Raw genomic sequence first — 25,918 nt, forward strand, 5'->3', positions numbered from 1 at the left:
TCGTTCCCGCGCAGGCGGGAACCCATGGGGCGCTGGTCGGGAGGCTCAGCATGGATTCCCGCCTGCGCGTGAATGACATATGGACCTGCGCGGGAATGACGAAAAAAACCGGATGCAGTCGGGGATCGCCCATCCACATCCGGCAGGGAGTCAGGCCGAGCCTGATGCCGTGCTTGAGCTTAGCGCGGCAACTCGGAACTGCCCATCAGGAACTCGTCGACCGCGCGCGCGCACTGGCGGCCTTCGCGGATCGCCCACACCACCAGCGACTGGCCGCGGCGCATATCGCCGGCGGCAAATACCTTCGGTACGGAAGTCTTGTAGCAGCCGTCGCCATCGGTAGTGGCCTTGGCGTTGCCACGTGCATCTTTGTCAACAGCAAACGCATCCAGAATGTTGGCGACCGGCGACACAAAGCCCATGGCCAGGAACACCAGATCGGCCTTCATCTCGAATTCCGAGTTCGGCACTTCGGTCATCTTGCCGTCTTTCCATTCGACGCGGCAAGCGACCAGTTTCTCGACCTTGCCGCCCTTGCCCTCCAGGCGCTTGGTGGCCACCGCCCAGTCGCGCTCGCAGCCTTCCTCGTGCGACGACGAGGTGCGCAGCTTGGTCGGCCAGTATGGCCACACCAGCGGCTTGTTCTCCTGCTCCGGCGGCATCGGCATCAGCTCGAACTGGGTCACCGAGGCGGCGCCCTGGCGGTTCGAGGTGCCAACGCAGTCGGAACCGGTATCGCCGCCGCCGATCACCACCACGTGCTTGCCGGTGGCCTTGATCTGGTCTTTCAGCTTGTCGCCGGCGTTGATTTTGTTTTGCTGCGGCAGGAAGTCCATGGCGAAGTGCACGCCCTTGAGCTCGCGGCCCGGCACCGGCAGGTCGCGCGGCGCCTCGGCGCCGCCGGCCAGCACCACGGCGTCGAAGTCTTTTTGCAGGTCTTCAGGGAAGATGGTTTCCTTGGCCCAGTTGTTGACGTTGGCCGGGAAGTCCTTGCCGATCAGGACCGAGGTGCGGAAAGTCACGCCTTCGGCTTCCATCTGCTTGACGCGGCGGTCGATGTGCGACTTTTCCATCTTGAAGTCTGGAATGCCGTAGCGCAGCAGGCCGCCGACGCGGTCGGATTTTTCAAACACGGTGACGGCGTGGCCGGCGCGCGCCAGCTGCTGGGCGGCGGCCAGGCCGGCGGGGCCGGAACCGACCACGGCGACTTTCTTGCCGGTCTGCTTGCTTGGCGGCTGGGGCACGACCCAGCCGTGTGCCCAGCCTTCGTCGATGATCTTGTGTTCGATCGACTTGATGCCGACCGGGTCTTCACTGATGCCCAGGGTACAGGCGGCCTCGCACGGCGCCGGGCAGATGCGGCCGGTGAATTCCGGGAAGTTGTTGGTCGAGTGCAGCGTGTCCAGCGCCTCGCGGTAGTTGCCGCGATAGACCAGGTCGTTCCAGTCCGGGATGATGTTGTTGACCGGGCAGCCGTTGTTGCAGAACGGGATGCCGCAGTCCATGCAGCGCGCGCCCTGGATCTTGGCTTGCTCGTTGGTCAGCGGAATGACGAATTCCGCGTAGTTTTTCAGGCGCGTCGCTGGCGGCAAGTAGCCCTCTTCCTGACGCTGGAATTCCATGAAGCCGGTGATTTTACCCACGATATTTTTCCTTTAGTGATCTTTCCCGTCGCTCCCGCGCAGGCGGGACCCATGCTGACTCGGATCAGCCGTTCTATGGGTCCCCGCCTGCGCGGGGACGACGTGCGTTTTATTTAGGCAGCAACTGGTTGCACAACAGCGGCTTCGTTCGCCACGTCTTCGGCCATCTCGGCCAGCGCGCGCTTGTATTCGCTTGGGAATACCTTGACGAACTTGCCGCGGCTGTCAGCCCAGTTATCCAGCAACAGGCGCGCGCGCGTGCTGCCGGTGTGCTTGAAGTGACGCTCAATCAAACGCTTCAGGATCACTTCGTCGGCCTCGCGGCCGTGGTCTTTGTGCTGCACGTGGAAGGTGGCGCTGTCCTTCTGCTGCTCCTTGGCCGACAGCACACGCTCCAGCGTCACCATCGAGGTGTTGCAGCGCGATTCGAAGTCGCCGTCCGGATCGTAGACATACGCGATACCACCCGACATGCCCGCCGCGAAGTTGCGGCCGGTGTTACCCAGCACCACAACGGTGCCGCCGGTCATGTATTCGCAACCGTGGTCGCCGGTGCCTTCGACGATGGCGGTGGCGCCCGAGTTACGCACGGCGAAACGCTCGCCGGCCACGCCGTTGAAGAAGGCTTCACCGGAAATCGCGCCGTACAGCACGGTGTTGCCGATGATGATGTTGTTGACCGCCCAGCCGCGGAACTCGGTGTTCGGACGCACGATGATGCGGCCGCCCGACAGGCCCTTGCCGACGTAGTCGTTGCCTTCGCCCACCAGATCAATGGTGATGCCGTGCGCCAGGAAGGCGCAAGCCGACTGGCCGGCCGTGCCTTGCAGCTGGATGTGGATGGTGTCGTCCGGCAGGCCGGCGTGACCGTAGCGCTTGGCCACTTCGCCCGACAGCATGGTGCCGACGGTGCGGTTCAAGTTCTTCACCGGCGAGATGAAGGACACGCGCTCGCCTTTTTCCAGCGCCGCTTTGGCTTGCGCGATCAGCTTGTGGTCGAGCGCCTTATCGAGGCCGTGATCCTGTTCCAGCGTGTGGTAGATCGCGTCGCCATTCGGCACTTCCGGCGAGTAGAAGATGTTGCTGAAGTCCAGGCCCTGCGCTTTCCAGTGCGAGATGGCTTTCGACTTGTCCAGCAGGTCGACGCGGCCGATCAGTTCGTCATAGGTACGGATGCCCAGCTGGGCCATCAGCTGGCGCGCTTCTTCGGCAACGAAGAAGAAGTAGTTCACCACGTATTCAGGCTTGCCCGAGAACTTGGCGCGCAGCACCGGGTCCTGGGTCGCAACACCGACCGGGCAGGTGTTCAGGTGGCATTTGCGCATCATGATGCAGCCTTCCACCACCAGCGGCGCGGTGGCGAAGCCGATTTCGTCGGCGCCCAGCATGGCGGCGATGACGACGTCGCGGCCGGTGCGCATCTGACCGTCGGCCTGGACGCGGATACGGCTGCGCAGGCCGTTCAGCACCAGCGTCTGCTGGGTTTCAGCCAGGCCCAGCTCCCATGGCGTGCCGGCGTGCTTGACCGAAGACAGCGGCGATGCGCCGGTGCCGCCGTCATGGCCGGCCACCACCACGTGGTCGGCTTTCGCCTTGGTGACGCCAGCGGCCACGGTGCCGATACCCACTTCCGACACCAGCTTGACCGAGATCGAAGCGCGCGGGTTGGCGTTCTTCAGATCGTGGATCAGCTGCGCCAGATCTTCAATCGAGTAGATGTCGTGGTGCGGCGGCGGCGAAATCAGGCCCACGCCCGGCACCGAGAAGCGCAGCGTGGCGATGTATTCCGATACCTTGTGGCCCGGCAGCTGGCCGCCTTCGCCCGGCTTGGCGCCCTGCGCCATCTTGATCTGGATCTGGTCGGCCGAGTTCAGGTAAGCAGCGGTCACGCCGAAACGGCCCGACGCCACCTGCTTGATGCGCGAACGCAGCGAGTCGCCCTCTTGCAGAGGAATGTCGACCACCATCTGTTCCTTGCCCATGACCGAAGCCATGGTTTCGCCCTGCTTGATCTTGATGCCTTTCAGCTCCATCGTGTAGCGCGATGGATCTTCGCCGCCCTCACCGGTGTTGGACTTGCCGCCGATGCGGTTCATGGCCACGGCCAGCGTGGCGTGGGCCTCGGTCGAAATCGAACCCATCGACATCGCGCCGGTAGCGAAGCGCTTGACGATTTCCTTGGCCGGCTCGACTTCATCCAGCGGAATCGCCTTGCTCGGATCGATCTTGAACTCGAACAGGCCGCGCAGCGTCAGGTGGCGCTTGCTCTGGTCGTTGATGATCTGCGCATACTCTTTATAGCTGGCGTAGTTGTTGGCGCGGGTCGAGTGCTGCAGCTTGGCGATGGCGTCCGGCGTCCACAGGTGGTCTTCGCCGCGCACGCGGAAGGCGTATTCGCCGCCGGCGTCCAGGTGGTTGGCCAGCACCGGATCGTCGCCGAAGGCCAGGTTGTGCAGGCGCAGCGCTTCTTCCGCCACTTCAAACACGCCGATGCCTTCCACGTTGGACGCGGTGCCACGGAAGTATTTGTTGACCAGCGACTTGTTCAGGCCGACTGCCTCGAAAATCTGCGCGCCGCAGTACGACATATAGGTCGAGATGCCCATCTTCGACATCACCTTCATCAGGCCCTTACCGACCGCCTTGGTGAAGTTGTAAATGGCTTTCTCGGCCGACATATCGCCCGGCATGCCTTGCGCCATGTCGGCCAGGGTTTCCATCGCCAGGTAAGGGTGGATGGCTTCGGCGCCGTAGCCGGCCAGCAGGGCGAAGTGGTGGGTTTCGCGGGCCGAGCCGGTTTCAACGACCAGGCCGGTCGAGGCGCGCAGGCCTTTGCTGACCAGGTGCTGGTGGATGGTCGAGGTGGCCAGCAGCGCCGGAATCGCCACACGGTCCGGGCCGATGGTGCGGTCCGAAACGACCAGGATGTTGTGGCCGGACTTGACCGCATCGACCGCTTCCGCGCACAGCGAGGCCAGGCAGGCTTCCACGCCTTCCTTGCCCCAGGCCAGCGGGTAGCAGATGCTCAGTTCATACGACTTGAACTTGCCGCCGGTGTGCTGGCCGATGTTGCGCAGGCGCTCCATGTCGTCGAAGCCGAGGATAGGCTGCGACACTTCGAGCCGCATCGGCGGGTTGACGTTGTTGGTGTCCAGCAGGTTCGGTTTCGGGCCGATGAACGACACCAGCGACATCACCATCGCTTCGCGGATCGGGTCGATCGGCGGGTTGGTCACCTGGGCGAACAGCTGCTTGAAGTACGAATACAGCGGCTTGAGCTTGTTGGACATGACGGCCAGCGGCGAGTCGTTGCCCATCGAGCCGGTGGCTTCCTCGCCGGCGGCGGCCATCGGCGCCATCAGGAACTTCAGGTCTTCCTGGGTGTAGCCGAAGGCTTGCTGGCGATCCAGCAGCGACGGCACGGCTTTTTCGCCGGCGGCCGGCTTGTCCTTGGCGCGGTTGTGCGCCAGCTGGCTTTCGCTCAGCTTGATTTCGTTGAGCTTGATGCGCACCGCGTTGATCCATGCCTTGTACGGCTTGGCGTTGGCATAGGTGTCTTTCAGCTCTTTGTCGTCGATGATGCGGCCGGCTTCGAGGTCGATCAGGAACATCTTGCCTGGTTGCAGACGCCATTTCTGGATGATTTTCGACTCGGGAATCGGCAGCACGCCGGATTCGGAGGCCATCACCACCAGGTCGTCGTCGGTGACGATGTAGCGGGCAGGGCGCAGGCCGTTACGGTCCAGCGTGCCGCCGATGTAGCGGCCGTCGGTGAAGGCCATGGCGGCCGGACCGTCCCATGGTTCCATCATGGCGGCGTGATATTCGTAGAACGCGCGGCGATTGTCGTCCATCGTGCCGTGATTTTCCCAGGCTTCCGGAATCATCATCATCATCGCCTGGGCCAGCGGGTAGCCCGCCATCAGCAGCAGTTCCAGCGCGTTGTCGAAGCAGGCGGTGTCCGACTGGCCTTCGTAGATCAGCGGGAACAGCTTGCGCAGGTCGTCGCCCAGCACAGCCGACTTCATCACGCCTTCGCGGGCGCGCATCCAGTTGAAGTTGCCTTTGACGGTGTTGATCTCGCCGTTGTGGGCGATCAGGCGGTACGGGTGGGCCAGCGGCCATTCCGGGAAGGTGTTGGTCGAGAAACGCTGGTGGACCAGCGCCAGCGCCGAGATGCAGCGCGCGTCTTGCAAGTCTTTGTAGTAGACGCCCACCTGATCGGCCAGCAGCAGGCCTTTGTAGACGATGGTGCGGGCCGACATCGAGGCCACGAAAAATTCTTTGCCGTGGATCAGGTTCAGCGCCTGGATGGCGTGGCCCGACGATTTGCGGATCACGTACAGCTTGCGCTCCAGCGCGTCGGTCACCATGATGTCGGCGCCGCGGCCGATGAAGATCTGGCGGATCACCGGCTCCTTGGCGCGCACGGTCGGCGACATCGGCATGTCGGCGTCGATCGGCACATTGCGCCAGCCCAGCACGACCTGGCCTTCGGCGCGCACCGCGCGTTCGATTTCCTGTTCGCACGCGATACGCGAGGCGTTTTCCTTCGGCAGGAACACCATGCCGACGCCGTACTCGCCTGGCGGCGGCAGTTCGACGCCTTGCTTGGCCATTTCATCACGGTAGTACTGGTCCGGAATCTGGATCAGGATGCCGGCGCCGTCTCCCATCAGCGGGTCGGCGCCCACCGCACCCCGGTGGTCCAGATTCTTCAAGATCAGCAGACCCTGTTCCACAATCGAGTGACTCTTATTGCCCTTGATGTGGGCGACGAAACCAACGCCGCAGGCGTCGTGTTCATTGGACGGATCGTACAGACCTTGTGCTTCCATGGCTAAACTCCAAAACTGATTGGCTTGAGAAACAAGGTTAGTGCAACGCAGCGTAAACCTCAAGCATAACAATTAGGGTCGGAGTCGAATTAAATTTTCCGCAGAAGCTTATATTTTTAATTGGGGACAGAGTCCCCGTCATTCCCGCGCAGGCGGGAATCCATGCTGACTGTGCATGGAAACGGCCTATGGATTCCCGCCTGCGCGGGAATGACGGGGGTGTTCAAGCGTCGGGAACCGGTTTGACCTTGAACGGCCTTCCGCGCTTGGCCGGCAATACCTGGCGCTTTACGCGCTTCTCCAGCGCGGTCTGAAACTGCTGCGAACCCAGCGGCCATCCCTTCAGCAGCGCCTTGCTGATCACGGTCAGCTCATCCGGCGTCAAAGCCGGTTCAGACAGCGCGCTATAGGCCGCCTCGCGCTGGAACGGCGTATTGCCCAGCTCCCAGACCTTGGCGTGGTCGGTCACCAGTCCGTCCGGACGAATGCCGGCATGGTGGCAATAGCTGGACCAGGGATAATCCTCGGCACGGCTGACCAAACCGTTGCGAACAGGGTTAAATTCGATATAACGACTGCACAACATAAAATATTCGTCCGCATCGATCAGCGAAGTTTTGTAGCGTCCGTTCCACAAAGTTCCACTACGGACATACTTTTGGTTGAAATAAGGCACGTAATAGCGCCCGACCCACTGCATCATCTGGCCCAGGCCCGTGTCATCGGACGGCGTGACCAGCAAATGCAGGTGGTTCGGCATCAAACAGTAGGCGTGGATGGCAACTTTGTAGGTCTTGGCGGCGCTGCGCAGCCAACCGAGGAAGGTTTGGTAGTCGTCGCTGTCCAGGAACACATCCTGGTTGTTGGCGCCGGTCTGGATGACGTGGTGCGGCTGGTGGGGAACGATTAAACGGGGCAGGCGGGCCATGCTGGAAACGAAAAAGGGTAGATCGGAAAGCCGATTCTACCCTTCATGCTCTACTCTGTCCCTATTTATCGTTCCCGCGCGGCGGGAACGACGGGGCTAGGAGATATTGAAGCTGGCCGACAGGCTGTAGCCCTCGCCGTAGGCGCTGCGCAGCGGCAGATCCTGGCCCAGGCCGGTACGCGCCTTCTTGCGCAGGCGATACACCAGCATGTCCACGCGCCGGCCCGCATCAGGGTCGTCGCCGCCGATACCGGCCACGATCACCTGGCGCGGCACAGGGCGGGTATTGATGGTCAGCAGATGCAGGAAGTTGCATTCCTTTTCCGTCAGCGTAATGGCCATGCCTTGCAGTTCCAGTTGGCGAGCGCTCACTTTCAGCGTCCACTTGCTCGGCAGCGGCACCACTTCCTGCGGCCCGACGCGGCGGTCGAGCGCCTCAACGTGCGCCGCCAGTTCCGGGAATTTGATAGGCTTGGTCAGGTAGTGATCGGCGCCGAGGCGCAGGCCCAGAATGCGGTTGTCGAAAGCCACACGGCCGGTCAGCACCAGCAGGCCGATTTGCGGATAGAGCTGACGCATGCGCGGAATGACGTTGAAGCCATCCTCATCCGGCAGGCCGAGGTCGAGCACGACCACACCGACATTGCCGTGGCTCAGGGCGGACCACATATCGCTGGCGTTATTGGTGATGTGTACTTCGTGATCAAGCTCAGTCAGAAACTCCGCCATTTCTTCGGCATAGTCCAGATTGTCTTCCACGATGAGTATTTGCGTCATTGATGCGCCATTCGTTCAATTGTTGAGCAAAGCTGCGCCCAGACCTGGGAACACTCCTAGCTTGCGTCCAGGGAATTATCACTGCTGGCATCGGCCCGCGCAAGGTTTTTCCCGGCATTGGCCGCCACCGGCAACCAAATCCGAAATTCCGTGCCGCTTTCAGAAACATTTTGAGCCGTCACAGTACCGCCGTGCACATCGACTATGGAACGCGCCATATACAGGCCCAGGCCCGATCCCGCCACGCCAGCGGTATTGCTGCCACGGAAGGCTTTATCGAATACACGCGGCAATTCCTCCGCCGCGATCCCGGCGCCATGATCGCGCACCAGGAACTCGACGCCGCCTTCTGTTGCAATTCTCCCTACCAATTCTATCGGAATATTATCGCTTGTGTACTTTATTGCATTGTCGAGCAACATTTCCAGGCACAAGCGCATGCCGGCCGGGTCGCAGCGCATCCACTGCGGCAGGCCCTGGGTTTGCACGCTGATCTGCTGGCGGCGCGGCCGCGCCTGCTCGGCGGCGCCCTCCAGCAGCGTGGCCGGATTGATTTCGTTGGGCTGGCGCTCGCGGCCGATGCTGGCCATGCGCTCGGGCGACAGGTATTCGTCCAGCATGGCCAGCATGCGGTCGACCGCCGTCTGGATCTTGCGGTAGCGCTTGCGGGTGCCCTCGTCATGATGGGCGCCGGTCATTTCCAGCCGCTGCACGGCGCCGTCGATGGTCGACAGCGGCGTGCGGAATTCGTGCGATAGCATCGAGGCGAACTTTTTGCTGCACGGCCAGCTCGCGCCGGGCCGTGAGGTCGCGCACCACGCCCACCACGGTGGCCGGCACGCCGGCGGCGTCGAGGATCAGCGTGGATTCGATTTCCACCGGCACCTGGCGGCCGTCGGCATGGGCCAGCTCGGTTTCACGCAGCAGGCGACGACGGCTCAGATCGCCATCGGCGTAGCGCGTCAGGCGCGCCTGCAAGTCCTTCAGCAGGCCATGCGCCAGGTTTTGCGCGGTTTCCAGCGTATAGCCGAACTGGCGCTCGGCCGCCGGGCTGAGCCAGGTCAGGCGCAGCGTCGCGCAGTCGGCCATCCAGCTGATTTCGCTGCTGTGGTCCAACAGCAGCCGATAGCGGGCTTCGTTGGCTTGGGATTGCTGTAACGCTGCCTGGAGTTCCGCTATCGTCTGGCTCATTCATTACTCCACCAAGGGTGCGAAGATTTGCTGCAGGTCTTCCTGGGTCAGCGCCATTTTCTGCGATTCGCCTTCGGCCAGGATGGACTGCGCAAGATCGGACTTTTTCTGCTGCAAGATTTGAATCTTTTCTTCCAGCGTGCCCTTGGCGATCAGTTTATACACAAACACCGGCTTGTCCTGCCCGATACGCCAGGCGCGGTCGGTGGCCTGGTTTTCCGCCGCCGGATTCCACCACGGATCATAGTGGATCACGGTGTCGGCGGCGGTCAGGTTGAGGCCGACGCCACCGGCTTTCAGCGATATCAGGAAGATAGGCACGGCGCCCTGCTGGAACGCCGCCACCTGCGCGCTGCGGTCCTTGGTGTCGCCGGTCAGCAGCGCATACGGGATGTCGCGCGCTTCCAGTTCCTCCTCGATCAGCTCCAGCATGCTGGTGAACTGCGAGAACACCAGGATCTTGCGCTTCTCTTCCAGCAGGTCTTCGACCATCTGCATCAGGTCAAGCAGCTTGGCCGAGCCGGCCTGCTGCTGTTTCTTGGTGGTCGACTTGACCAGGCGCGGATCGCAGCACACCTGGCGCAGCTTGAGCAGCGCTTCCAGAATCACGATCTGGCTGCGCGCCACGCCCTTGCGGTCGATTTCCTCGCGCACTTTCTGGTCCATGGCCAGGCGCACGGTTTCGTACAGGTCGCGCTGGGCGCCGGTCAGCTCGACCTTGCGCACCATCTCGGTTTTCGGCGGCAGTTCCTTGGCCACGCTGTCCTTGGTGCGGCGCAGCAGGAACGGCTTGATGCGGCGGTTCAGCAGCGCCCGCCGCAGCGGGTCGTCCTGGCGCTCGATCGGGTGGCGGAACACGGTGTTGAAGCCCTTCTCGTCGCCCAGCAGGCCGGGCAGCAGGAAGTGGAATTGCGACCACAGCTCGCCGAGGTGGTTTTCCAGCGGCGTGCCGGACAGGCACAGGCGGTGGCGCGCGCGCAACAGGCCGGCGCTTTGCGCCGCCTTCGAGCGGGTGTTCTTGATGTAGTGCGATTCATCCAGGATGACCAGGTGGAAATCGTGCTCGCGCAGTTTTTCCTCGTCGCGCGGCAGCAGCGCGTAAGTGGTCAGCACCAGGTCGGCCTCGTCGATCTGGTCGAACTGGGCCATGCGGTCCTTGCCCTGCAACAGCAGCACCTTGAGGCCGGGCGCGAAACGGGCCGCTTCCTCCTGCCAGTTGCCCATCAGGCTGGTGGGGGCGATGACCAGCGCCGGCGCGGTCAGGCGGCCGGCCTCCTTCTCGATCAGGATGTGGGCCAGCGTCTGCACGGTCTTGCCCAGGCCCATGTCATCGGCCAGGATGCCGGCGAAGCCGTATTCGCGCAGGAACTGCATCCACGACAGGCCATCGGTTTGATAGTCGCGCAGCGTGGCTTGCAGGCCGGCCGGCGTGGCGACGCGCTTGACGGCGCCAAACTGGTTCAGGCGGGCGCCCATTTCGCGCAGCTCCTCGCCGCCGGTCCACGCCATGTCGACATTGCGGGCCAGCTCGTCGAGACGGGCCGCGTCCAGCGAGGCCATGCGCAGCGAGGTTTTGATCTTGTCGCTGAAATACAACTCGCCGAGCGTGCTGAGGATGGGCCGCACGCGGCCCCACGGCAGGGCGACACGGGTGCCGTCGGCCAGCGTGGCCAGCATCTGGTCTTCCTCGCCGTGGTTGGCGATGACTTTCGGATTGAAATCGAGTGGCGCGTTGCGGATCAGCTGCACCAGCACCGGCAGCAGCGGCACGCGCTCCTGGTTGACCATGATGCCGAGTTCCAGGTCGAACCAGGCGCGGCCGCCATCGGCCTCGTCTTCCACCACGTCGGCATACCAGTCGCCGACTTCCACCGTGTCGTAGCGGTATTTGACGGTTTTTTCGATTTTCCAGCCCGCCAGCTTCAGCGCGGCGATGCCGTCGCGGGCGAAGCGCAGCCATTCGGCCTGGCTCGGCAGCAACAGGCCGCCCTTGACGCTGCTCAGCGGCAGCGTGGTCGGCGGCACGAAGTGGCGCTCGGTCAGCAACGCCAGCGCGGCCGCTTCGGCGTCCTCGTCGCGCTGGATGATCTCGGTCACTTCCCCTTCTGGCGGACCACGCGCTGCGACGGATCGAACGACACCCGCTCGCCGTCGTAATCGTAGGACAGCACGGCGAAGTCGTGCCAGCGCTGCACCGAGCCGTCGGCCAGCATGGCGGCGTCCAGCGTCAGCACCGGACGCGGCTTGACGTCGTCGCGCATCCGCTGCGGCAGGGCCTGCGGCAGCGGCATCAGCCCCTGCAGGCCGTGCGCCAGCAGCAATTGCGACACGCGCATCTTGTCGTTATTGGTCAGCAGCGGCGCCTGCGCGACCAGCGCCTGCAGGTCGGCCAGCGGGATCTGCGTGCCGCCCTGGTTCAGTTGCAGCACGCCGCACGACAGGTTGTCGATGTACCACGGCGGGTCGGTCGGCAGCATGTAGTCGACCTGGTCGGCGCCGACGTGCTTGGCGCCTGGCGGCGGCGCCACCTGCCAGCCCAGGCGCAGGCCCTTGCCCTCTTCGCGCCACGCCAGGTTGGCCTCGCGCAGCACGCCGCCCTTGAGCGGATAGACCAGGCCGTTGCCGACGTCGGACCAGGAATTGGCCCACAGCAGCTTGTCCTGCTCGGCCAGCATGTCCAGCAGCGCCGCGCCGATCTTGCCGCGCGGTTCGGTCGCCGAGCCGGTCTGGGAATTCTGGCCGCTGCGCATGGCGACGAAGAAGCGGATCAGGTCTTCGTCGGCTGGCGTCATGAAAGTCGGTGGCGCCGACAGCAGCGAAAACACCTCGCTGACCGGCGTCGCCGCCGCCACGTCGCCGTTCGGGCGCAGGCGCGCCTTGTACAGGCACAGCGCCACATGGCGGCCGCCGCTGGTGGGCGCCAGCACATAGATCAGCTTGTACTGGGTCTGTTTGGGATCGTTCTCGACCGGCGGCGGGGTCAGCTTGGCCTTGGGATGCGCTGCCGCATCCACCCGCTGCAGCCAGGTGGCCACGGCGTAGGACAGTTGGTTCGCGGGCGGCGCAGGGCGTGGGGCAGCCGGTGCTGGAGCAGCTGGAGCATCAGTGGCGTCGTCGCGGGTAAAATCCATAGGTCGCATTGTTAGTCAAAGATGGTTCAAAAACGGCAACAGGCAATATTATCCGCCATTGAAGCGTTCGTGTTTTACGTATTATTTAAAAACCTGTCCATAAAAGTGGGCTTGCACACGTTCGCCATCCGTTTGTGGCACGACTGGCAAAAGAATTGCAACTTCGCCGCGATGCCGTATTATTCCGGGCTTGTCTGTCTAGGAATCACCACCATGTTGCCTTCCATCGAACAACGCCTCGCCCTGGAACTGTCGGCCAAGCCGGTCCAGGTTGCCGCCGCCATCGCCCTGCTGGACGAAGGCGCCACCGTTCCCTTCATCGCCCGTTACCGCAAGGAAGCGACCGGCGGCCTGGATGACACCCAGCTGCGCCTGCTCGAAGAGCGCCTGCGCTACCTGCGCGAGCTGGAAGACCGCCGGGCCAGCATCATCGCCTCGATCACCGAGCAAAACAAAATGACGCCCGAATTGTTAGATGCTGTCACGCACGCCGAAGACAAGACCCGCCTGGAAGACTTATACCTGCCGTACAAGCAAAAACGCCGCACCAAAGCCCAGATCGCCATCGAAGCCGGGCTGGCGCCGCTGGCCGACGGCCTGCTGGCCAACCCCGACCTCAATCCGGAAACCGAGGCCGCCAAGTACCTGCGCGAGGCGTTCACCAGCGCCGACGGCAACAACCCGGGCGTGGCCGACACCAAGGCCGCGCTCGACGGCGCGCGCCAGATCCTGATGGAGCGCTTTGCCGAGGACGCCACGCTGCTGCAATCGCTGCGCGAATATGTGCAAGAGCATGGCATCGTTGAATCTAAAGTTATTGAAGGCAAGCAAGAAGAAGGCGAAAAATTCGCCGATTACTTCGATTATTCGGAAAACCTGGCCAAAGTGCCGTCGCACCGCGCGCTGGCGTTGATGCGCGGCCGCCGCGAAGGCGTGCTGGACGTCACGCTGCGCCTCGACTCCGAGCCGGAAAAGCCAAAATGGGACGCGCCGCACAATCCGTGCGAAAGCCGCATCGCCGCCCGTTTCGGCATCAGGCACAGCGGCCGCGCGGCCGACAAATGGCTAGCCGACACGGCCCGCTGGACCTGGCGCGTGAAGAGTTTCATGCATCTTGAAACCGAACTGATGGGCGCGCTGCGCGAGAAATCCGAAGCCGACGCCATCACCGTCTTCGCTACCAATCTGAAAGCCCTGCTGCTGGCGGCCCCGGCCGGCCAGCGCGCCACCATGGGCCTCGACCCCGGCCTGCGCACCGGCGTCAAGGTGGCGGTGGTGGACGCCACCGGCAAGGTGGTCGATACCGCCGTGATCTACCCGCACCAGCCGAAAAACGACTGGGAAGGCGCGCTGCACACGCTGGGCAAGCTGGCCGCCAAGCACAATGTGTCCCTGATTTCGATCGGCAACGGCACCGCCTCGCGCGAGACCGACAAGCTGGCGCAGGACCTGCTCAAGCGCTTCCCCGAGCAAAAAATGCACAAGATCGTTGTCTCCGAGGCCGGCGCGTCGGTATATTCGGCCTCCGAATACGCATCGAAAGAGCTGCCGGACATGGACGTCTCGCTGCGCGGCGCGGTGTCGATCGCGCGCCGCCTGCAAGACCCGCTGGCCGAGCTGGTGAAGATCGACCCGAAATCGATCGGCGTCGGCCAGTACCAGCACGATGTCTCGCAAACCCAGCTGGCGCGCACGCTGGACGCCGTGGTCGAGGATTGCGTCAACGCGGTCGGCGTCGACGTCAACACCGCCTCGGCGCCGCTGCTGGCGCGCGTGTCCGGCCTGTCGTCGTCGGTGGCGCAGGCGATCGTGTCCTACCGCGACGTCAAGGGCGCGTTCACCTCGCGCGCCGCGCTGAAGGCGGTGCCGCGCCTCGGCGACAAGACCTTCGAGCAGGCGGCCGGCTTCCTGCGCGTGATCGGCGGCGACAATCCGCTGGACGCCTCGGCGGTGCACCCGGAGTCCTATCCGGTGGTGGAAAAAATCCTGGCCGACATCCAGAAGGACATCAAGGGCGTCATCGGCGACAGCGCGCTGATCAAGCGTTTGCAGCCGGCCAAATACGCCGACGACAAGTTCGGCGTACCGACCGTGACCGACATCCTGAAGGAACTGGAAAAGCCGGGCCGCGATCCGCGTCCGGAATTCACCACCGCCACCTTCAAGGAAGGCGTGGAGGAAATCAGGGACTTGCGTCCGGACATGATACTGGAAGGCGTGGTGACCAACGTGGCCGCCTTCGGCGCGTTTGTCGACATCGGCGTGCACCAGGACGGCCTGGTGCACATCTCGGCGCTGTCGAACACCTTCGTCAAGGACCCGCACACGGTGGTCAAGGCCGGCCAGGTGGTCAAGGTGAAGGTGCTGGAAGTGGACGAGAAGCGCAAGCGCATCGCCCTGACCATGCGCCTCGCCGACAGCGCGCCGCAAGCCGGTTCGCAGCCGCAGCAGCGCGGCGACCGCAACGACCGCCGCGCCATGGGCCAGCAGCAGAAGCAGACCGCGCGCGAGCCGGCAATGGGCGGCAGCATGGCCGCCGCCTTCGCCAAGCTGCGCGGCTGACCGGGAAGCCGGGGCCGTTCAGACGCCCTGGACTTCCCTGATGCGCCTGGACAGCTTGGCCAGCGCCAGCAGGCCGACCGCAGCGGTGCCGGTGAACATGCCCCAGGCCAGGCCTTCCATGTATTCCAGCCGAGCGGGAGTCAGCCAGTAGAACGCCGCTTCGGCCGCCAGGATCAGCGCGAACAGGCGGATCACGCGCAGGTATTTGGCGGCGTTGTCGGCGCGCTGCGTGAAGATCTCGGTGCTGGCGCCGGCCGCGCGCGGCTTGCGCCAGCATTGCCAGCCGACCGTGGACGTCACCAGCTCCCAGCCGGCGTCGCGGAACAGCTGCTTGTATTCTGCATTCGGTCGCAGATAGCGCACATCCCAGCGGTATGCCACATCGGCCGGCGCGCCGCGCTCGAAGGTGTGGATGCAGAAAGTGTTGGTGCTGCGCAGATGCAGGCCTTGCGCCGCCATGTCCTGCAACCACTGCTGGTGTTGCTCGTCCTGCCACACGAACCACAGCTTGAATTTCCGTACCAGCTTGCTCATAACCGCTCCTTAATCAAGATGCGTGCTTCAGCGCCCGCGCATTGCCCAACATGATTTCCAGCCGGCGCACCTGCTCCGCCAGCACCTTGCTGCCCAGCTCCGTCAGCGCGTAGACCTTGCGCCGCTCCTCCTCGGCCACCTTGACGATCAACGCCTGCTTTTCCAGCGCGCCGAACACCCCGTACAGCGTGCCCGGCCCCAGCGTGACCTGGCCTTCGCTCATCGCCTCCACCTTTTGCATGATGGCGTAGCCATGCATGGGCTGGGTCAGCGACAGCATCACGTAGAACGTTGCCTCCGACAGTGGCAGGTATTTGGTGTAAGTGATTTCAGTCATTGTATCGCCCTTCGCTATATCGGGTCCCGATATACATAATACACGCATTTTTTCCGGCGTCAAATACATCGTCGACGCATTTCTTATAAAATGTCGGCATCTAATATTCATTCAACCGAGGCAGCTATGAGCGACGTACAAACCTGGATCAAAGAAACCGTGACCAACACCCCGGTGGTGCTGTTCATGAAGGGCACTGCCCAGTTCCCACAATGCGGCTTCTCCGGCCGGGCCATCCAGATCCTGAAAGCGTGCGGCGTGGAAAACATCGCTACCGTGAACGTGCTGGAAGATCCGGAAGTGCGCCAGGGCATCAAGGACTACTCGCAATGGCCGACCATTCCGCAGCTGTACGTGCGTGGTGAATTCGTCGGCGGCTCGGACATCATGACCGAGATGTACGAGTCGGGCGAACTGAAGGCGCTGCTGGACAACAATGGCTGATCGCCCGCGGCGGATCATCATCGCCATCACCGGCGCCACCGGCGCGGTGTATGGCGTGCGTCTGCTGCAACATCTGCAACACCTGGCGGGCGTCGAAACCCATCTGCTGGTTTCCGACGCCGCCATCCTCACCCTGCACCAGGAAACCGGCTTGCAGCGGCGCGAAGTGGAAGCGCTGGCCCATGTGGTGCACAAGGTGCGCGACATCGGCGCCTCGATCGCCAGCGGCTCGTTCCAGAGCGACGGCATGGTCATCGCGCCCTGCTCGATGAAAACCCTGGCCTCGGTGGCCCATGGCCTGTCCGATAATCTGATCGCGCGCGCGGCGGACGTGGTGCTCAAGGAGCGCCGCCGGCTGGTCTTGATGGTGAGGGAAACGCCGTTCAATCTCGCGCACCTGCGCAATATGACGGCGGTGACGGAAATGGGCGGGATTATCTTCCCGCCGCTGCCGAGCTTTTATCACAATCCGCAAAGCATCGACGAAATGATCGACCACACGGTGGCACGCGTGATCGACCTGTTCGGCATCGAGCATGCGCTGGCGCCGCGCTGGAACGGCATGAACAGCGACGCCGGCTAAGCCGGGCGCTTAGCGCTTGTCGTAGTACGAACTGCTGGCGCGCTTGAGTTCCCGGGCTTCTTCCACCATGCGGCGCTGGGCGATGCGCTTGCGCATCACTTCAGCGTGCTGGGCGGCGCTCATGGGAGGGGCGGTCATCAGGTCTTTCAGCTGCGCGGCATTGCTGTAGTTGCTTTTAATCAGACGGCTCAAAGCGTGACTCCCCGAAAAATAGGCTCTTCCTATTGTGCCTGAAATCCGTTTCGAAACTATGACAATTCGCAAAGGTGCGATTAAAAAGCCCTCGCCGTCATTCTCGCGCAGGCGGGAATCCATACACGGCATAAATTGCCCGATGCGCGTCCTAATGGCAAACTCGGCATGGATTCCCGCCTGCGCGGGAATGACGGCGCCGGGCAAAACGGCCACGCCGCACCCGAACAAAAACCGGCAAAAGCTGAAACTTGTTTCACTACCATGGGCGGGCTGCCGTCATGGCGGCAGTCAACCTCTCTCGGTAGTACTACTTAAAAATGACTACTTTTGGTAGTTGACGCGTACCAGCATGCGGATAAATTCACGCGCAATCTGGCGGTGATGCTCGTCCAGGCGCTGCAAATCCGCGATCAGCTTGACGTCGGCCGATTCGAAGCGCGACAGCGAGCCGTTGTTGTCGCCCGCAGGCGCGCCTTCCTCCGGACCGCCAAAGCGCAGCCATTCCGCCGGCACGCCCAGCCATTGCGCAATCATGCGCAGCTTCTCCTGGGTCGGAATCGCCTCGCCGACCAGCCATTTTCGGGCCGCATGCACGGTAATCGGCCGGCCATCGAAACGGATGTTGAACTCGCGCGCCAGCCGGGTCGGGCTGTCGGGCGAATAGTGGGCGTTCTTGAGAGCCTGTTGGAGTCGCTGGCTAAAGCTTTCGCGTTCATTAGAAGAATTCATAGTTGCACTATTTCACGTTGCGTCATGAAAGTCAGTCTCTGCGCTGGGCGCGGCAATTGTGACATTATTCGTTATTATAATTAACATTTCATCTTCTACAGTGGCGAACGCCACGGAAATCTTACGGCGAATTTTATTCGGCCCGGGGCCGGAGGTTGGCTATCATGCGGCGGCCCGGCCTTTCACGTCGCACGATACCATTGCGCATCTCGCAGGTCACGCGGCGCCACCAAGTCTCCGTTTCAACGGTGTATTTCGCGCTACAATGGCTTGACGTTGACGTAAACGGAAATTCACTGAGAACCATGTCCACCTACACCATTACCGAACTGGCGCGCGAATTCGACATCACCGCCCGCGCCATCCGCTTTTATGAAGACCAGGGCCTGCTGAGCCCATCGCGCGAGGGCGCCGGCGGCCGCAACCGTGTCTACACGCCGCGCGACCGCACCCGCCTCAAGCTGACCCTGCGCGGCAAGCGCCTCGGCCTGTCGCTGGCCGAAATCAAGAGCCTGGTCGACATGTACGAGACGCCCAAGGATTCGGTGGCGCAGATGCACCGTTTCCTCAACGTGCTGGCGCAGCACCGCGAAACGCTGGAGCAGCAGCGCGAAGACATCGAAATGTCGCTGGCCGAAATCCAGGCCCACGAGGACGAGTGCAAACAGCTGCTGGCGCAGCAAGCCGCGACTTGACGTTTCACGTTAACGTCACACCGGCGTATGATGGCCGCTCCGGACTTCAAACAGAATAGAGGAAGACATGCTCCATCTCCCAGGCCTGACCTTTGACCATGGCGAGGATATCGCCGCGCTGCGCGAGGCCGTGCAGCAATTCGCCGCCGCCGAAATCGCCCCGCGCGCGGCCGAGATCGACCGTAGCGACCAGTTCCCGATGGACCTGTGGCGCAAGCTCGGCGAGCTGGGCGTGCTCGGCATCACCGCGCCCGAGGAATACGGCGGCGCCAACATGGGCTATCTGGCCCACATCGTGGCGATGGAGGAAATCTCGCGCGCCTCGGCCTCGGTCGGCCTGTCGTACGGCGCGCACTCGAATCTGTGCGTCAACCAGATCAAGCGCAACGGCAGCGAGGAACAGAAACGCCGATACCTGCCGAAGCTGATCTCGGGCGAGCACATCGGTGCGCTGGCGATGTCCGAGCCGAACGCCGGCTCCGACGTGGTCAGCATGAAGTTGCGCGCCGACCTCAAGGGCGACCGCTATGTTCTCAACGGTACGAAGATGTGGATCACCAACGGCCCCGACGCCGACACGCTGGTGGTCTACGCCAAGACCGACCTCGACGCCGGTCCGCGCGGCATGACCGCCTTCCTGATCGAAAAGGGCTACCAGGGCTTCTCGATCGCGCAAAAGCTGGACAAGCTGGGCATGCGCGGCTCGCACACCGGCGAGCTGGTGTTTGAGGATTGCGAGGTGCCGGTGGAAAACGTGCTGGGTGGCGTCGGCAAGGGCGTCAACGTGCTGATGTCCGGCCTCGACTTCGAGCGCACCGTGCTGTCCGGCGGGCCGCTGGGCATCATGCAGGCATGCATGGATGTGGTCGTGCCTTACATCCACGACCGCAAGCAGTTCGGCCAGGCCATCGGCGAGTTCCAGCTGATGCAGGGCAAGATCGCCGACATGTACTCGACCATGATGGCCTCCAAGGCCTACGTCTACGCGGTCGGCCAGGCCTGCGACCGCGCCGCCACGCCGGAGCAGGTGCGCAACCTGCGCAAGGACGCCGCCGGCGCCATCCTCTACAGCGCCGAAAAGGCGACCTGGATGGCCGGCGAGGCGATACAGACACTGGGCGGCAACGGCTACATCAACGAATATCCGGTCGGCCGCCTGTGGCGCGACGCCAAGCTGTATGAAATCGGCGCCGGCACCAGCGAAATCCGCCGCATGCTGATCGGCCGCGAACTGTTCGCGGAAACGCTTTAATCTGGAGAATTGAACATGAACGATCCTATCGTCATCGTCGGTGCCGCGCGCACCCCCATGGGCGCCTTCCAGGGCGACTTTTCCGGCAAGGCCGCGCACGACCTGGGGGCCGTCGCCATCGAAGCCGCGGTGAAGCGTGCCGGCATCGATGGCAAGCTGGTCGAACACGTCTACTTCGGCAACTGCCTGATGGCGGGCCAGGGCCAGGCGCCGGCGCGCCAGGCCCTGTTGAAGGCCGGTTTGCCGACATCCACCGGCGCCGTCACGCTGTCCAAGATGTGCGGCTCGGCGATGCAGGCCGCCATCTTCGCCCACGATCAGTTGGTGGCGGGCAGCGCCGACGTGGTAATCGCCGGCGGCATGGAGTCGATGACCAACGCGCCCTACCTGATTCCGAAGGCGCGCGGCGGCTACCGCATCGGCCACGGCGTGATGTTCGACCACATGATGTACGACGGCCTGGAAGACGCTTACTCGCGCAACGAGAAAACCGGCGAGGGCCGCTCGATGGGCACCTTCGCCGAAGAGTGCTCGGCCAAGTACGAATTCAGCCGCGAGGCGCAGGACAACTTCGCCATCGAATCGGTGAAGCGCGCACAAGCCGCCACCAATGAAGGCTGGTTCAAGTGGGAGACCGCGCCGGTCACCGTGAGCTCGCGCGCCGGCGACACCGTCATCGACAAGGATGAAGGTCCGCTGAAAGCCAAGGTCGAAAAAATCCCGACGCTGCGCGCCGCCTTCAAGAAAGACGGCACCATCACCGCCGCCTCGTCGTCGTCGATCAACGACGGCGCAGCCGCGCTGGTGATGATGCGCGCATCGAAAGCGAAAGAACTGGGCCTGACGCCGATTGCCCGCATCCACGGCCACGCCACCTTCGCGCAGGAGCCGGACTGGTTCACCACCGCGCCTATCGGCGCCATCGAAAAGCTGTACAAGAAGATCGGCTGGAGCACCACGGACGTCGACCTGTTCGAGATTAACGAGGCCTTCGCCGCCGTGCCGATGGCCGCCATGCGCGACCTCGACATCCCGCACGACAAGGTCAACATCCACGGCGGCGCCTGCGCGCTGGGCCACCCGATCGGCGCCTCCGGCGCGCGCATCATCGTCACCCTGCTGGGCGCATTGAAACGCACCGGCGGCAAGAAGGGCGTGGCGGCGCTGTGCATCGGCGGCGGCGAAGCGACCGCGATGGCAGTGGAGCTGGTGTAATGGCGACTGCACTGGTAATCGGCGCATCGCGCGGCATCGGCCTTGAACTGGTCAAGCAATATCGCAAGGACGGCTGGCGCGTCATCGCCACCGCGCGCAAGCAGGAAGACTGCGACGCGCTGGCGGCGCTGGGCGCCGAGCCGCACAAGCTGGATGTGAACAATGTCGAAGCGGTGGCCGGCATCGGCTGGAAGCTCGATGGCGAAGAGCTGGATGTCGCCATCCTCAACGCCGGCGTGTACGGCCCGCGCCACGACGGCTTTCCGACCGAGGTTGACTTCGACACGGTGATGCACACCAACGTGCTGGCGGCAATGCGCCTGCTGCCGGTGCTCGCGCCGCTGGTCGGCGCGGCGCAAGGCAAGCTGGCGGTGCTGTCGTCGCGCATGGGATCACTGAGCGAGCGCAATTCGCCGGTCGGTTCGCTGTACCGCGCCAGCAAGGCGGCGCTGAATTCGGTGCTGATCGATACGGCGCTGGTGCACGGCAAGCAGGGCGTCACCTGCGTCGCCTTCCATCCGGGCTGGGTGCAGACCGACATGGGCGGCGCCGGCGCCGACATCACGGTCGAGCAAAGCGCCAGCGGCATCCGCGCCACGCTGGCGGCGTTGCCGGCGTCCGAGCAGGCGGTGTACCGCGCCTACGACGGCAGCGCCATCGGCTGGTGACATCATGATACTGAACCAGGAACATGAAATGATACGCGACGCCCTGCGCGCCTTTGCGCAGGAACGTCTCGCTCCCAATGCCGCGCGCTGGGACAAGGAGCATCACTTCCCGAAAGAGGAATTGAAAGAGCTGGCGGCGCTGGGCGCCTTCGGCGTGGCCGTGCCGGAGGAGTTGGGTGGCGCCGGCCTGGATTACGTGTCGCTGGCGCTGGTGCTGGAGGAGATCGCGGCGGGCGACGGCGGCACCTCCACCATCATCTCCGTCAACAACTGCCCGGTGTGCAGCATCGGCATGATGTATGCGAACGCGCGGCAGCAGCAGCAATGGCTGCGGCCACTGGCGCAAGGCGAAATGCTGGGCGCCTTCTGCCTCACCGAGCCGCACACCGGCAGCGACGCCGCCGCGCTGCGCACCAGCGCCACGCGCGATGGCGACCATTATGTGCTGAACGGCGTCAAGCAGTTCATCACCAGCGGCAAGCACGCCGACGTGGCGATCGTCATGGCGGTGACTGACAAGGCGGCCGGCAAGAAGGGCATCAGCGCCTTCTGGGTGCCGACATCGACGCCCGGCTACATCGTCGCCGGCATCGAGCAGAAGATGGGGCAGCACTCGTCCGACACCGCGCAGATCGTGTTTGAAAACTGCCGCGTTCCGGCCGAGAACCTGATCGGCGAGGAAGGCCAGGGCTACAAGATCGCCTTGTCCGGACTGGAGGGAGGCCGCATCGGCATCGCCTCGCAATCGGTGGGCATGGCGCGCTCCGCGTATGAAGCGGCGCTGAGTTATGCACGCGAAAGGGAGAGCTTCGGCAAGCCGATTTTCGAACATCAATCGGTGCAATTCAAGCTGGCGGAAATGGCAATGCAGATCGAAGCCGCGCGCCAGTTGATCCTGCACGCCGCGGCGATGAAGGACGCCGGCGTGCCGTGCCTGAAAGAAGCCGCGATGGCCAAGCTGTTCGCCTCCGAGATGGCGGAGAAGGTGTGTTCGGACGCCATCCAGATCCACGGCGGCTATGGCTATGTCAGCGACTTCCCGGTAGAACGCATCTACCGCGACGCCCGCGTATGTCAAATCTACGAGGGCACCAGCGACATCCAGAAAATCCTCATCGCCCGCGCCCTCTAACCGTCGTTCCCGCGAAGGCGGGAACCCATGGAGCGCATCAAGCACAGATATCAGAAAACAAATCCCGCCACAAAGGATTTGTCTTCTGAATCAACCTGATCTTCCACTCGCGTTCCCACTTCTTGATCTGCTTCTCGCGGGTGATGGCGGAGTATATATCCGCATGCTGTTCAAACCACACCAGCTGCTTCACGTTGTATTCTCTGGTGAACCCTTCGACCAGACCCTCGCGATGTTGCCACACCCGCCGGATCAGGTCTGAGGTAACGCCGGTGTACAAAGTGCCGTATCTGCGGCTGGCCATGATGTAGACGTAGCTGACTTTGCCCATTTTTTTCTCCCGAGGTTGAGAGAAAAATGGTGGCGCGGTTGGGTGTTCCTCGCCTTGACGCGGCGCATGCGTTGTTTGGGTTCCCGCCTTCGCGGGAACGACGGGTCAGGTGGTTGCGGTGACCGCTTCGCCGATGGCGTAGAAATTGCCGCCGGCGATGTAGTGCAGGCTGCGCCACTGTGGGTCGGCCTTCTCAAAGGCCCAATGGCCGTTCTGGAATACGCGGTCGTCCGCATATGCCGCCACTACTTCGCCGATGAACAGGTCATAAACCTGCTCGTTGCGCGGCTCCGGCAGCACTTTGCAGATCAGCCACGCCGACGATCCCGCCACCAGCGGCACATCGTAACCATCGACGCGGAACAGTTCAACGCCGGCCTTGGCCAGCTTGTCCGGCGTGTCGTTGGCGCTGGTGTGGCCAACGTCATAGGTCAGCTGAAGCTGCGCCATGTTCGGCACCTGCAGCACAAAGTAGCCGCTCTTCTCCACCAGCGGCCGCGTGGCGGTGGCCTTGTCCAGCACCACCGTCACCTTCGGCGGCGCGAAATCCAGCGCGCACGACCACGCCGCCGACATCACATTCTCCACGCCTCCATGACTGGCCGATACCAGCACCGTCGGCCCATGATTCAACAAGCGATATGCCTTCTGCAATTCCACCGGAACGATATGATGATCCACTTTTAATCCTTACATGCTCAAACGCGCGGCCAGCGCCGCCAGGGTCACCAATAATACCGGCAAAGTCAGGCACACGCCGACGCGGAAGTAATAGCCCCACGAGATGCGCGTGCCCTTGTTGGCCAGAACGTGCAGCCATAGCAGCGTGGCGAGGCTGCCGATCGGCGTGATCTTCGGACCGAGATCGCTGCCGATCACGTTCGCATACACCATGGCCTCGCGCACCGCGCCATGGGCCGACGACGCGTCCACCGACAGCGCACCAATCAGCACCGTCGGCAGGTTGTTCATGATTGACGACAGGATGGCGGTCAGCAAGCCGGTCCCCATGGCCGCGCCCCACACGCCATATTGTGCGCACCAGTTCAGCGCCTCGGTCAGATACGCCGTCAAGCCGGCATTGCGCAGGCCGTACACCACCAGGTACATCCCCAGCGAGAAGATCACGATCTGCCACGGCGCATGCAGCAGCACTTCGCGCGTCGAGATGCGGTGTCCGCGCGACGCCACCACCAGCAGAACCAGCGAGCCGACCGCCGCCACCACGCTGATCGGCACGCCCATCGGCTCGATGACGAAGAAGCCCACCAGCAGCAACCCCAGTACCCACCAGCCGGCGATGAAGGTGGCGCGGTCGTGAATCGCCGACGCCGGGTCCTTGATTTGCGCGACGTCGTAGTCGGCCGGGATGTCGCGGCGGAAGAACCACAGCAGTACCGCCAGCGTCGCCGCGACGGCGACAAAGTTCACCGGCACCATCACCGACGCATAGCGCGCAAAGCTGATGCCGAAGTAGTCCGCCGAGACGATGTTGACCAGGTTCGACACCACCAGCGGCAAGCTGGCCGTGTCGGCGATAAAGCCGGCCGCCATCACGAACGCCAGCGTGGCGCGCGCCGTGAAGCGCAGCTCGTGCAGGATGGCGATGACGATCGGCGTCAGGATCAGCGCCGCGCCGTCATTGGCGAACAGGCCGGAGACGGCCGCCCCCAGCAGCACCAGCAGCACGAACAGCCGCTTGCCGCTGCCGCCGCCCCAGCGCGCCACATGCAGCGCCGCCCACTCGAAGAAGCCGGCTTTGTCCAGCAGCAGGCTGGTGACGATGATCGCCACAAAGGTCGCCGTCGCGTTCCAGATGATGTGCCACACCACCGGAATATCGCCGACGTGAATCACGCCCGCCAGCAGCGCCACCGCCGCGCCCAGCGACGCACTCCAGCCTATGCCCAGCCCGCGCGGCTGCCAGATCACCAGCACCAGCGTGGCGATAAAAATCAGCAGCGCGTTCAGCATCCGATGCGGTCCAGCGCTGGCTTGGTAATCTCCGGCAGCGCCAGGAAGGCCTCGATGCGCGCGCGGATGATGCGATAAGCCTCCTCGAACGCAGCCTCGATTTCTTCCTCCGTGCCCACCACATGGCTCGGATCATCCACGCCCCAGTGCGCGCGCAGCACCGGCGCCAGGTAGGCCGGACAGGTTTCGCCGGCCGCGCTGCCGCAGACGGTGATGACGATATCCGGCGTCGCCGGCAACGCGTCCCACGACTTGCTGTAGTAGCCCTCTGTGGAAATGCCCTTGCGCGCCAGCAGCGCCAGCGCGCGCGGATGCAGCCGGCCGGCCGGCTGGCTGCCGGCACTGAGCGCGCGCCACTGCGGCGGCGCCAGATGGTTGAACGTGGCCTCGCTCAGAATCGAGCGGCAGGAGTTGCCGGTACACAGAAACAGAATATTCATCATTTGCACGAGACGCCGCCGCAGCAGTTTTCAGTTAAAAAATCGATCAATCCGTTCATCGCCCGCGTGTCCGCCGAATAGATGACGAAACGGCCCGCCTGACGCGACACCACCAGGCCCGCATGCGCCAGTTCCTTCAGGTGAAATGACAGGGAAGACGGCGCGATGTCGAGCCGTTCGCCGATTTTACTGGCGGCGAGTCCTTCCGGCCCCGTCTGCACCAGCAGGCGGAACACGGCCAGGCGGCTCTCCTGCGCCAGCGCGGCCAGCGCGCTCAGGCTTTGTTTGGTATCCATGCCGCCATGCTAACGCAGTTAAT

Annotated in this window: 23 protein-coding genes and 1 pseudogene; 8 read left to right on the plus strand and 16 right to left on the minus strand. The window is 63.4% G+C overall.

The genetic code is table 11. The features are described from left to right. Window positions 1–179 precede the first annotated feature (179 nt). The 7 genes and pseudogenes from ACRQ5J_RS01095 to ACRQ5J_RS01125 form a co-directional block, all read right to left on the minus strand. On the minus strand, window positions 180–1,643 hold the full coding sequence (locus tag ACRQ5J_RS01095) for a glutamate synthase subunit beta (RefSeq protein WP_432380759.1): 1,464 nt from the start codon (window positions 1,641–1,643) through the stop codon (window positions 180–182). Window positions 1,644–1,756: 113 nt separating this feature from the next. Further along, on the minus strand, window positions 1,757–6,481 hold the full coding sequence (locus ACRQ5J_RS01100) for a glutamate synthase-related protein (RefSeq protein WP_432380760.1): 4,725 nt from the start codon (window positions 6,479–6,481) through the stop codon (window positions 1,757–1,759). Between the two features lie 223 nt (window positions 6,482–6,704). Beyond that, window positions 6,705–7,409, minus strand: coding sequence for an REP-associated tyrosine transposase (locus tag ACRQ5J_RS01105; protein WP_432380761.1), 705 nt, complete (start codon window positions 7,407–7,409; stop codon window positions 6,705–6,707). A gap of 96 nt (window positions 7,410–7,505) precedes the next feature. Beyond that, on the minus strand, window positions 7,506–8,186 hold the full coding sequence (locus ACRQ5J_RS01110; RefSeq protein WP_432380762.1) for a response regulator transcription factor: 681 nt from the start codon (window positions 8,184–8,186) through the stop codon (window positions 7,506–7,508). A 56-nt stretch (window positions 8,187–8,242) separates the two neighbouring features. Continuing rightward, window positions 8,243–8,899, minus strand: a complete 657-nt coding sequence (locus ACRQ5J_RS01115) for a sensor histidine kinase (protein WP_432380763.1) — start codon at window positions 8,897–8,899, stop codon at window positions 8,243–8,245. Then, window positions 8,865–9,377, minus strand: coding sequence for a PAS domain S-box protein (locus ACRQ5J_RS01120; RefSeq protein WP_432380764.1), 513 nt, complete (start codon window positions 9,375–9,377; stop codon window positions 8,865–8,867). Before ACRQ5J_RS01120 ends, ACRQ5J_RS01115 begins: the two co-directional genes overlap by 35 nt. Window positions 9,378–9,380: 3 nt before the next feature. After that, window positions 9,381–12,508: pseudogene (locus tag ACRQ5J_RS01125) on the minus strand (DEAD/DEAH box helicase). A gap of 213 nt (window positions 12,509–12,721) precedes the next feature. Here ACRQ5J_RS01125 and ACRQ5J_RS01130 point away from each other — a divergent pair. After that, complete coding sequence (locus tag ACRQ5J_RS01130; RefSeq protein ID WP_432380765.1) at window positions 12,722–15,070, plus strand: Tex family protein; 2,349 nt, start codon at window positions 12,722–12,724, stop codon at window positions 15,068–15,070. An 18-nt stretch (window positions 15,071–15,088) separates the two neighbouring features. Here ACRQ5J_RS01130 and ACRQ5J_RS01135 read toward each other — a convergent pair whose 3' ends face one another. Together ACRQ5J_RS01135 and ACRQ5J_RS01140 are read right to left on the minus strand one after the other, a co-directional pair. After that, on the minus strand, window positions 15,089–15,604 hold the full coding sequence (locus ACRQ5J_RS01135) for a DUF2812 domain-containing protein (RefSeq protein ID WP_432380766.1): 516 nt from the start codon (window positions 15,602–15,604) through the stop codon (window positions 15,089–15,091). 13 nt (window positions 15,605–15,617) lie between these two features. Next, window positions 15,618–15,941, minus strand: coding sequence for a PadR family transcriptional regulator (locus ACRQ5J_RS01140; protein ID WP_432380767.1), 324 nt, complete (start codon window positions 15,939–15,941; stop codon window positions 15,618–15,620). 126 nt (window positions 15,942–16,067) lie between these two features. Here ACRQ5J_RS01140 and grxD point away from each other — a divergent pair, with 126 nt between their 5' ends. Further along, window positions 16,068–16,385, plus strand: a complete 318-nt coding sequence (gene grxD, locus ACRQ5J_RS01145) for a Grx4 family monothiol glutaredoxin (protein ID WP_432380768.1) — start codon at window positions 16,068–16,070, stop codon at window positions 16,383–16,385. Beyond that, window positions 16,378–16,968 carry a UbiX family flavin prenyltransferase gene (locus ACRQ5J_RS01150; RefSeq protein ID WP_432380769.1) on the plus strand — a complete coding sequence of 197 codons (591 nt, stop codon included), beginning with the start codon at window positions 16,378–16,380 and terminating at the stop codon, window positions 16,966–16,968. Before grxD ends, ACRQ5J_RS01150 begins: the two co-directional genes overlap by 8 nt. A 9-nt stretch (window positions 16,969–16,977) precedes the next feature. Here the strand turns inward: ACRQ5J_RS01150 and ACRQ5J_RS01155 are convergent, their stop codons facing one another. Both ACRQ5J_RS01155 and ACRQ5J_RS01160 read right to left on the minus strand, forming a co-directional pair. After that, on the minus strand, window positions 16,978–17,160 hold the full coding sequence (locus ACRQ5J_RS01155; protein WP_432383728.1) for a hypothetical protein: 183 nt from the start codon (window positions 17,158–17,160) through the stop codon (window positions 16,978–16,980). Between the two features lie 324 nt (window positions 17,161–17,484). Continuing rightward, window positions 17,485–17,892: a hypothetical protein gene (locus ACRQ5J_RS01160; protein ID WP_432380770.1), complete on the minus strand. Its 408-nt coding sequence runs from the start codon at window positions 17,890–17,892 to the stop codon at window positions 17,485–17,487. A gap of 305 nt (window positions 17,893–18,197) precedes the next feature. Here ACRQ5J_RS01160 and ACRQ5J_RS01165 point away from each other — a divergent pair, with 305 nt between their 5' ends. The 5 genes from ACRQ5J_RS01165 (at window position 18,198) to ACRQ5J_RS01185 (ending at window position 22,854) form a co-directional block, all read left to right on the plus strand. Then, complete coding sequence (locus ACRQ5J_RS01165; RefSeq protein WP_432380771.1) at window positions 18,198–18,587, plus strand: MerR family transcriptional regulator; 390 nt, start codon at window positions 18,198–18,200, stop codon at window positions 18,585–18,587. 67 nt (window positions 18,588–18,654) lie between these two features. Continuing rightward, window positions 18,655–19,839 (plus strand): isovaleryl-CoA dehydrogenase, encoded by a 1,185-nt coding sequence (locus ACRQ5J_RS01170; RefSeq protein ID WP_432380772.1) that lies wholly within the window; start codon window positions 18,655–18,657, stop codon window positions 19,837–19,839. Window positions 19,840–19,854: 15 nt separating this feature from the next. Further along, the gene (locus ACRQ5J_RS01175; protein ID WP_432380773.1) at window positions 19,855–21,054 is read left to right on the plus strand and encodes an acetyl-CoA C-acyltransferase; all 1,200 of its coding nucleotides are present in this window, start codon (window positions 19,855–19,857) and stop codon (window positions 21,052–21,054) included. Next, window positions 21,054–21,722, plus strand: coding sequence for an SDR family oxidoreductase (locus ACRQ5J_RS01180; RefSeq protein ID WP_432380774.1), 669 nt, complete (start codon window positions 21,054–21,056; stop codon window positions 21,720–21,722). The genes ACRQ5J_RS01175 and ACRQ5J_RS01180 overlap by 1 nt, the downstream gene beginning before the upstream one ends. 4 nt (window positions 21,723–21,726) lie before the next feature. After that, window positions 21,727–22,854 (plus strand): acyl-CoA dehydrogenase family protein, encoded by a 1,128-nt coding sequence (locus ACRQ5J_RS01185; RefSeq protein ID WP_432380775.1) that lies wholly within the window; start codon window positions 21,727–21,729, stop codon window positions 22,852–22,854. Window positions 22,855–22,891: 37 nt separating this feature from the next. Here the strand turns inward: ACRQ5J_RS01185 and ACRQ5J_RS01190 are convergent, their stop codons facing one another. The 5 genes from ACRQ5J_RS01190 to ACRQ5J_RS01210 all read right to left on the minus strand — a co-directional run bounded on the left by ACRQ5J_RS01190 (window position 22,892) and on the right by ACRQ5J_RS01210 (window position 25,895). Continuing rightward, on the minus strand, window positions 22,892–23,185 hold the full coding sequence (locus ACRQ5J_RS01190; RefSeq protein WP_432380776.1) for a GIY-YIG nuclease family protein: 294 nt from the start codon (window positions 23,183–23,185) through the stop codon (window positions 22,892–22,894). A gap of 105 nt (window positions 23,186–23,290) precedes the next feature. After that, window positions 23,291–23,866, minus strand: coding sequence for a flavin reductase family protein (locus tag ACRQ5J_RS01195; protein ID WP_432380777.1), 576 nt, complete (start codon window positions 23,864–23,866; stop codon window positions 23,291–23,293). 9 nt (window positions 23,867–23,875) lie between these two features. Continuing rightward, window positions 23,876–25,159 carry an arsenic transporter gene (locus ACRQ5J_RS01200; protein WP_432380778.1) on the minus strand — a complete coding sequence of 428 codons (1,284 nt, stop codon included), beginning with the start codon at window positions 25,157–25,159 and terminating at the stop codon, window positions 23,876–23,878. Next, the gene (locus ACRQ5J_RS01205) at window positions 25,153–25,599 is read right to left on the minus strand and encodes an arsenate reductase ArsC (protein ID WP_432380779.1); all 447 of its coding nucleotides are present in this window, start codon (window positions 25,597–25,599) and stop codon (window positions 25,153–25,155) included. Before ACRQ5J_RS01205 ends, ACRQ5J_RS01200 begins: the two co-directional genes overlap by 7 nt. Next, on the minus strand, window positions 25,599–25,895 hold the full coding sequence (locus ACRQ5J_RS01210; RefSeq protein WP_432380780.1) for an ArsR/SmtB family transcription factor: 297 nt from the start codon (window positions 25,893–25,895) through the stop codon (window positions 25,599–25,601). The genes ACRQ5J_RS01205 and ACRQ5J_RS01210 overlap by 1 nt, the downstream gene beginning before the upstream one ends. Window positions 25,896–25,918: the final 23 nt, after the last annotated feature.

It is taken from the genome of Duganella sp. P38 (genome assembly GCF_050859475.1).
In the GTDB taxonomy this organism is placed as follows: Bacteria; Pseudomonadota; Gammaproteobacteria; order Burkholderiales; family Burkholderiaceae_D; genus Rugamonas.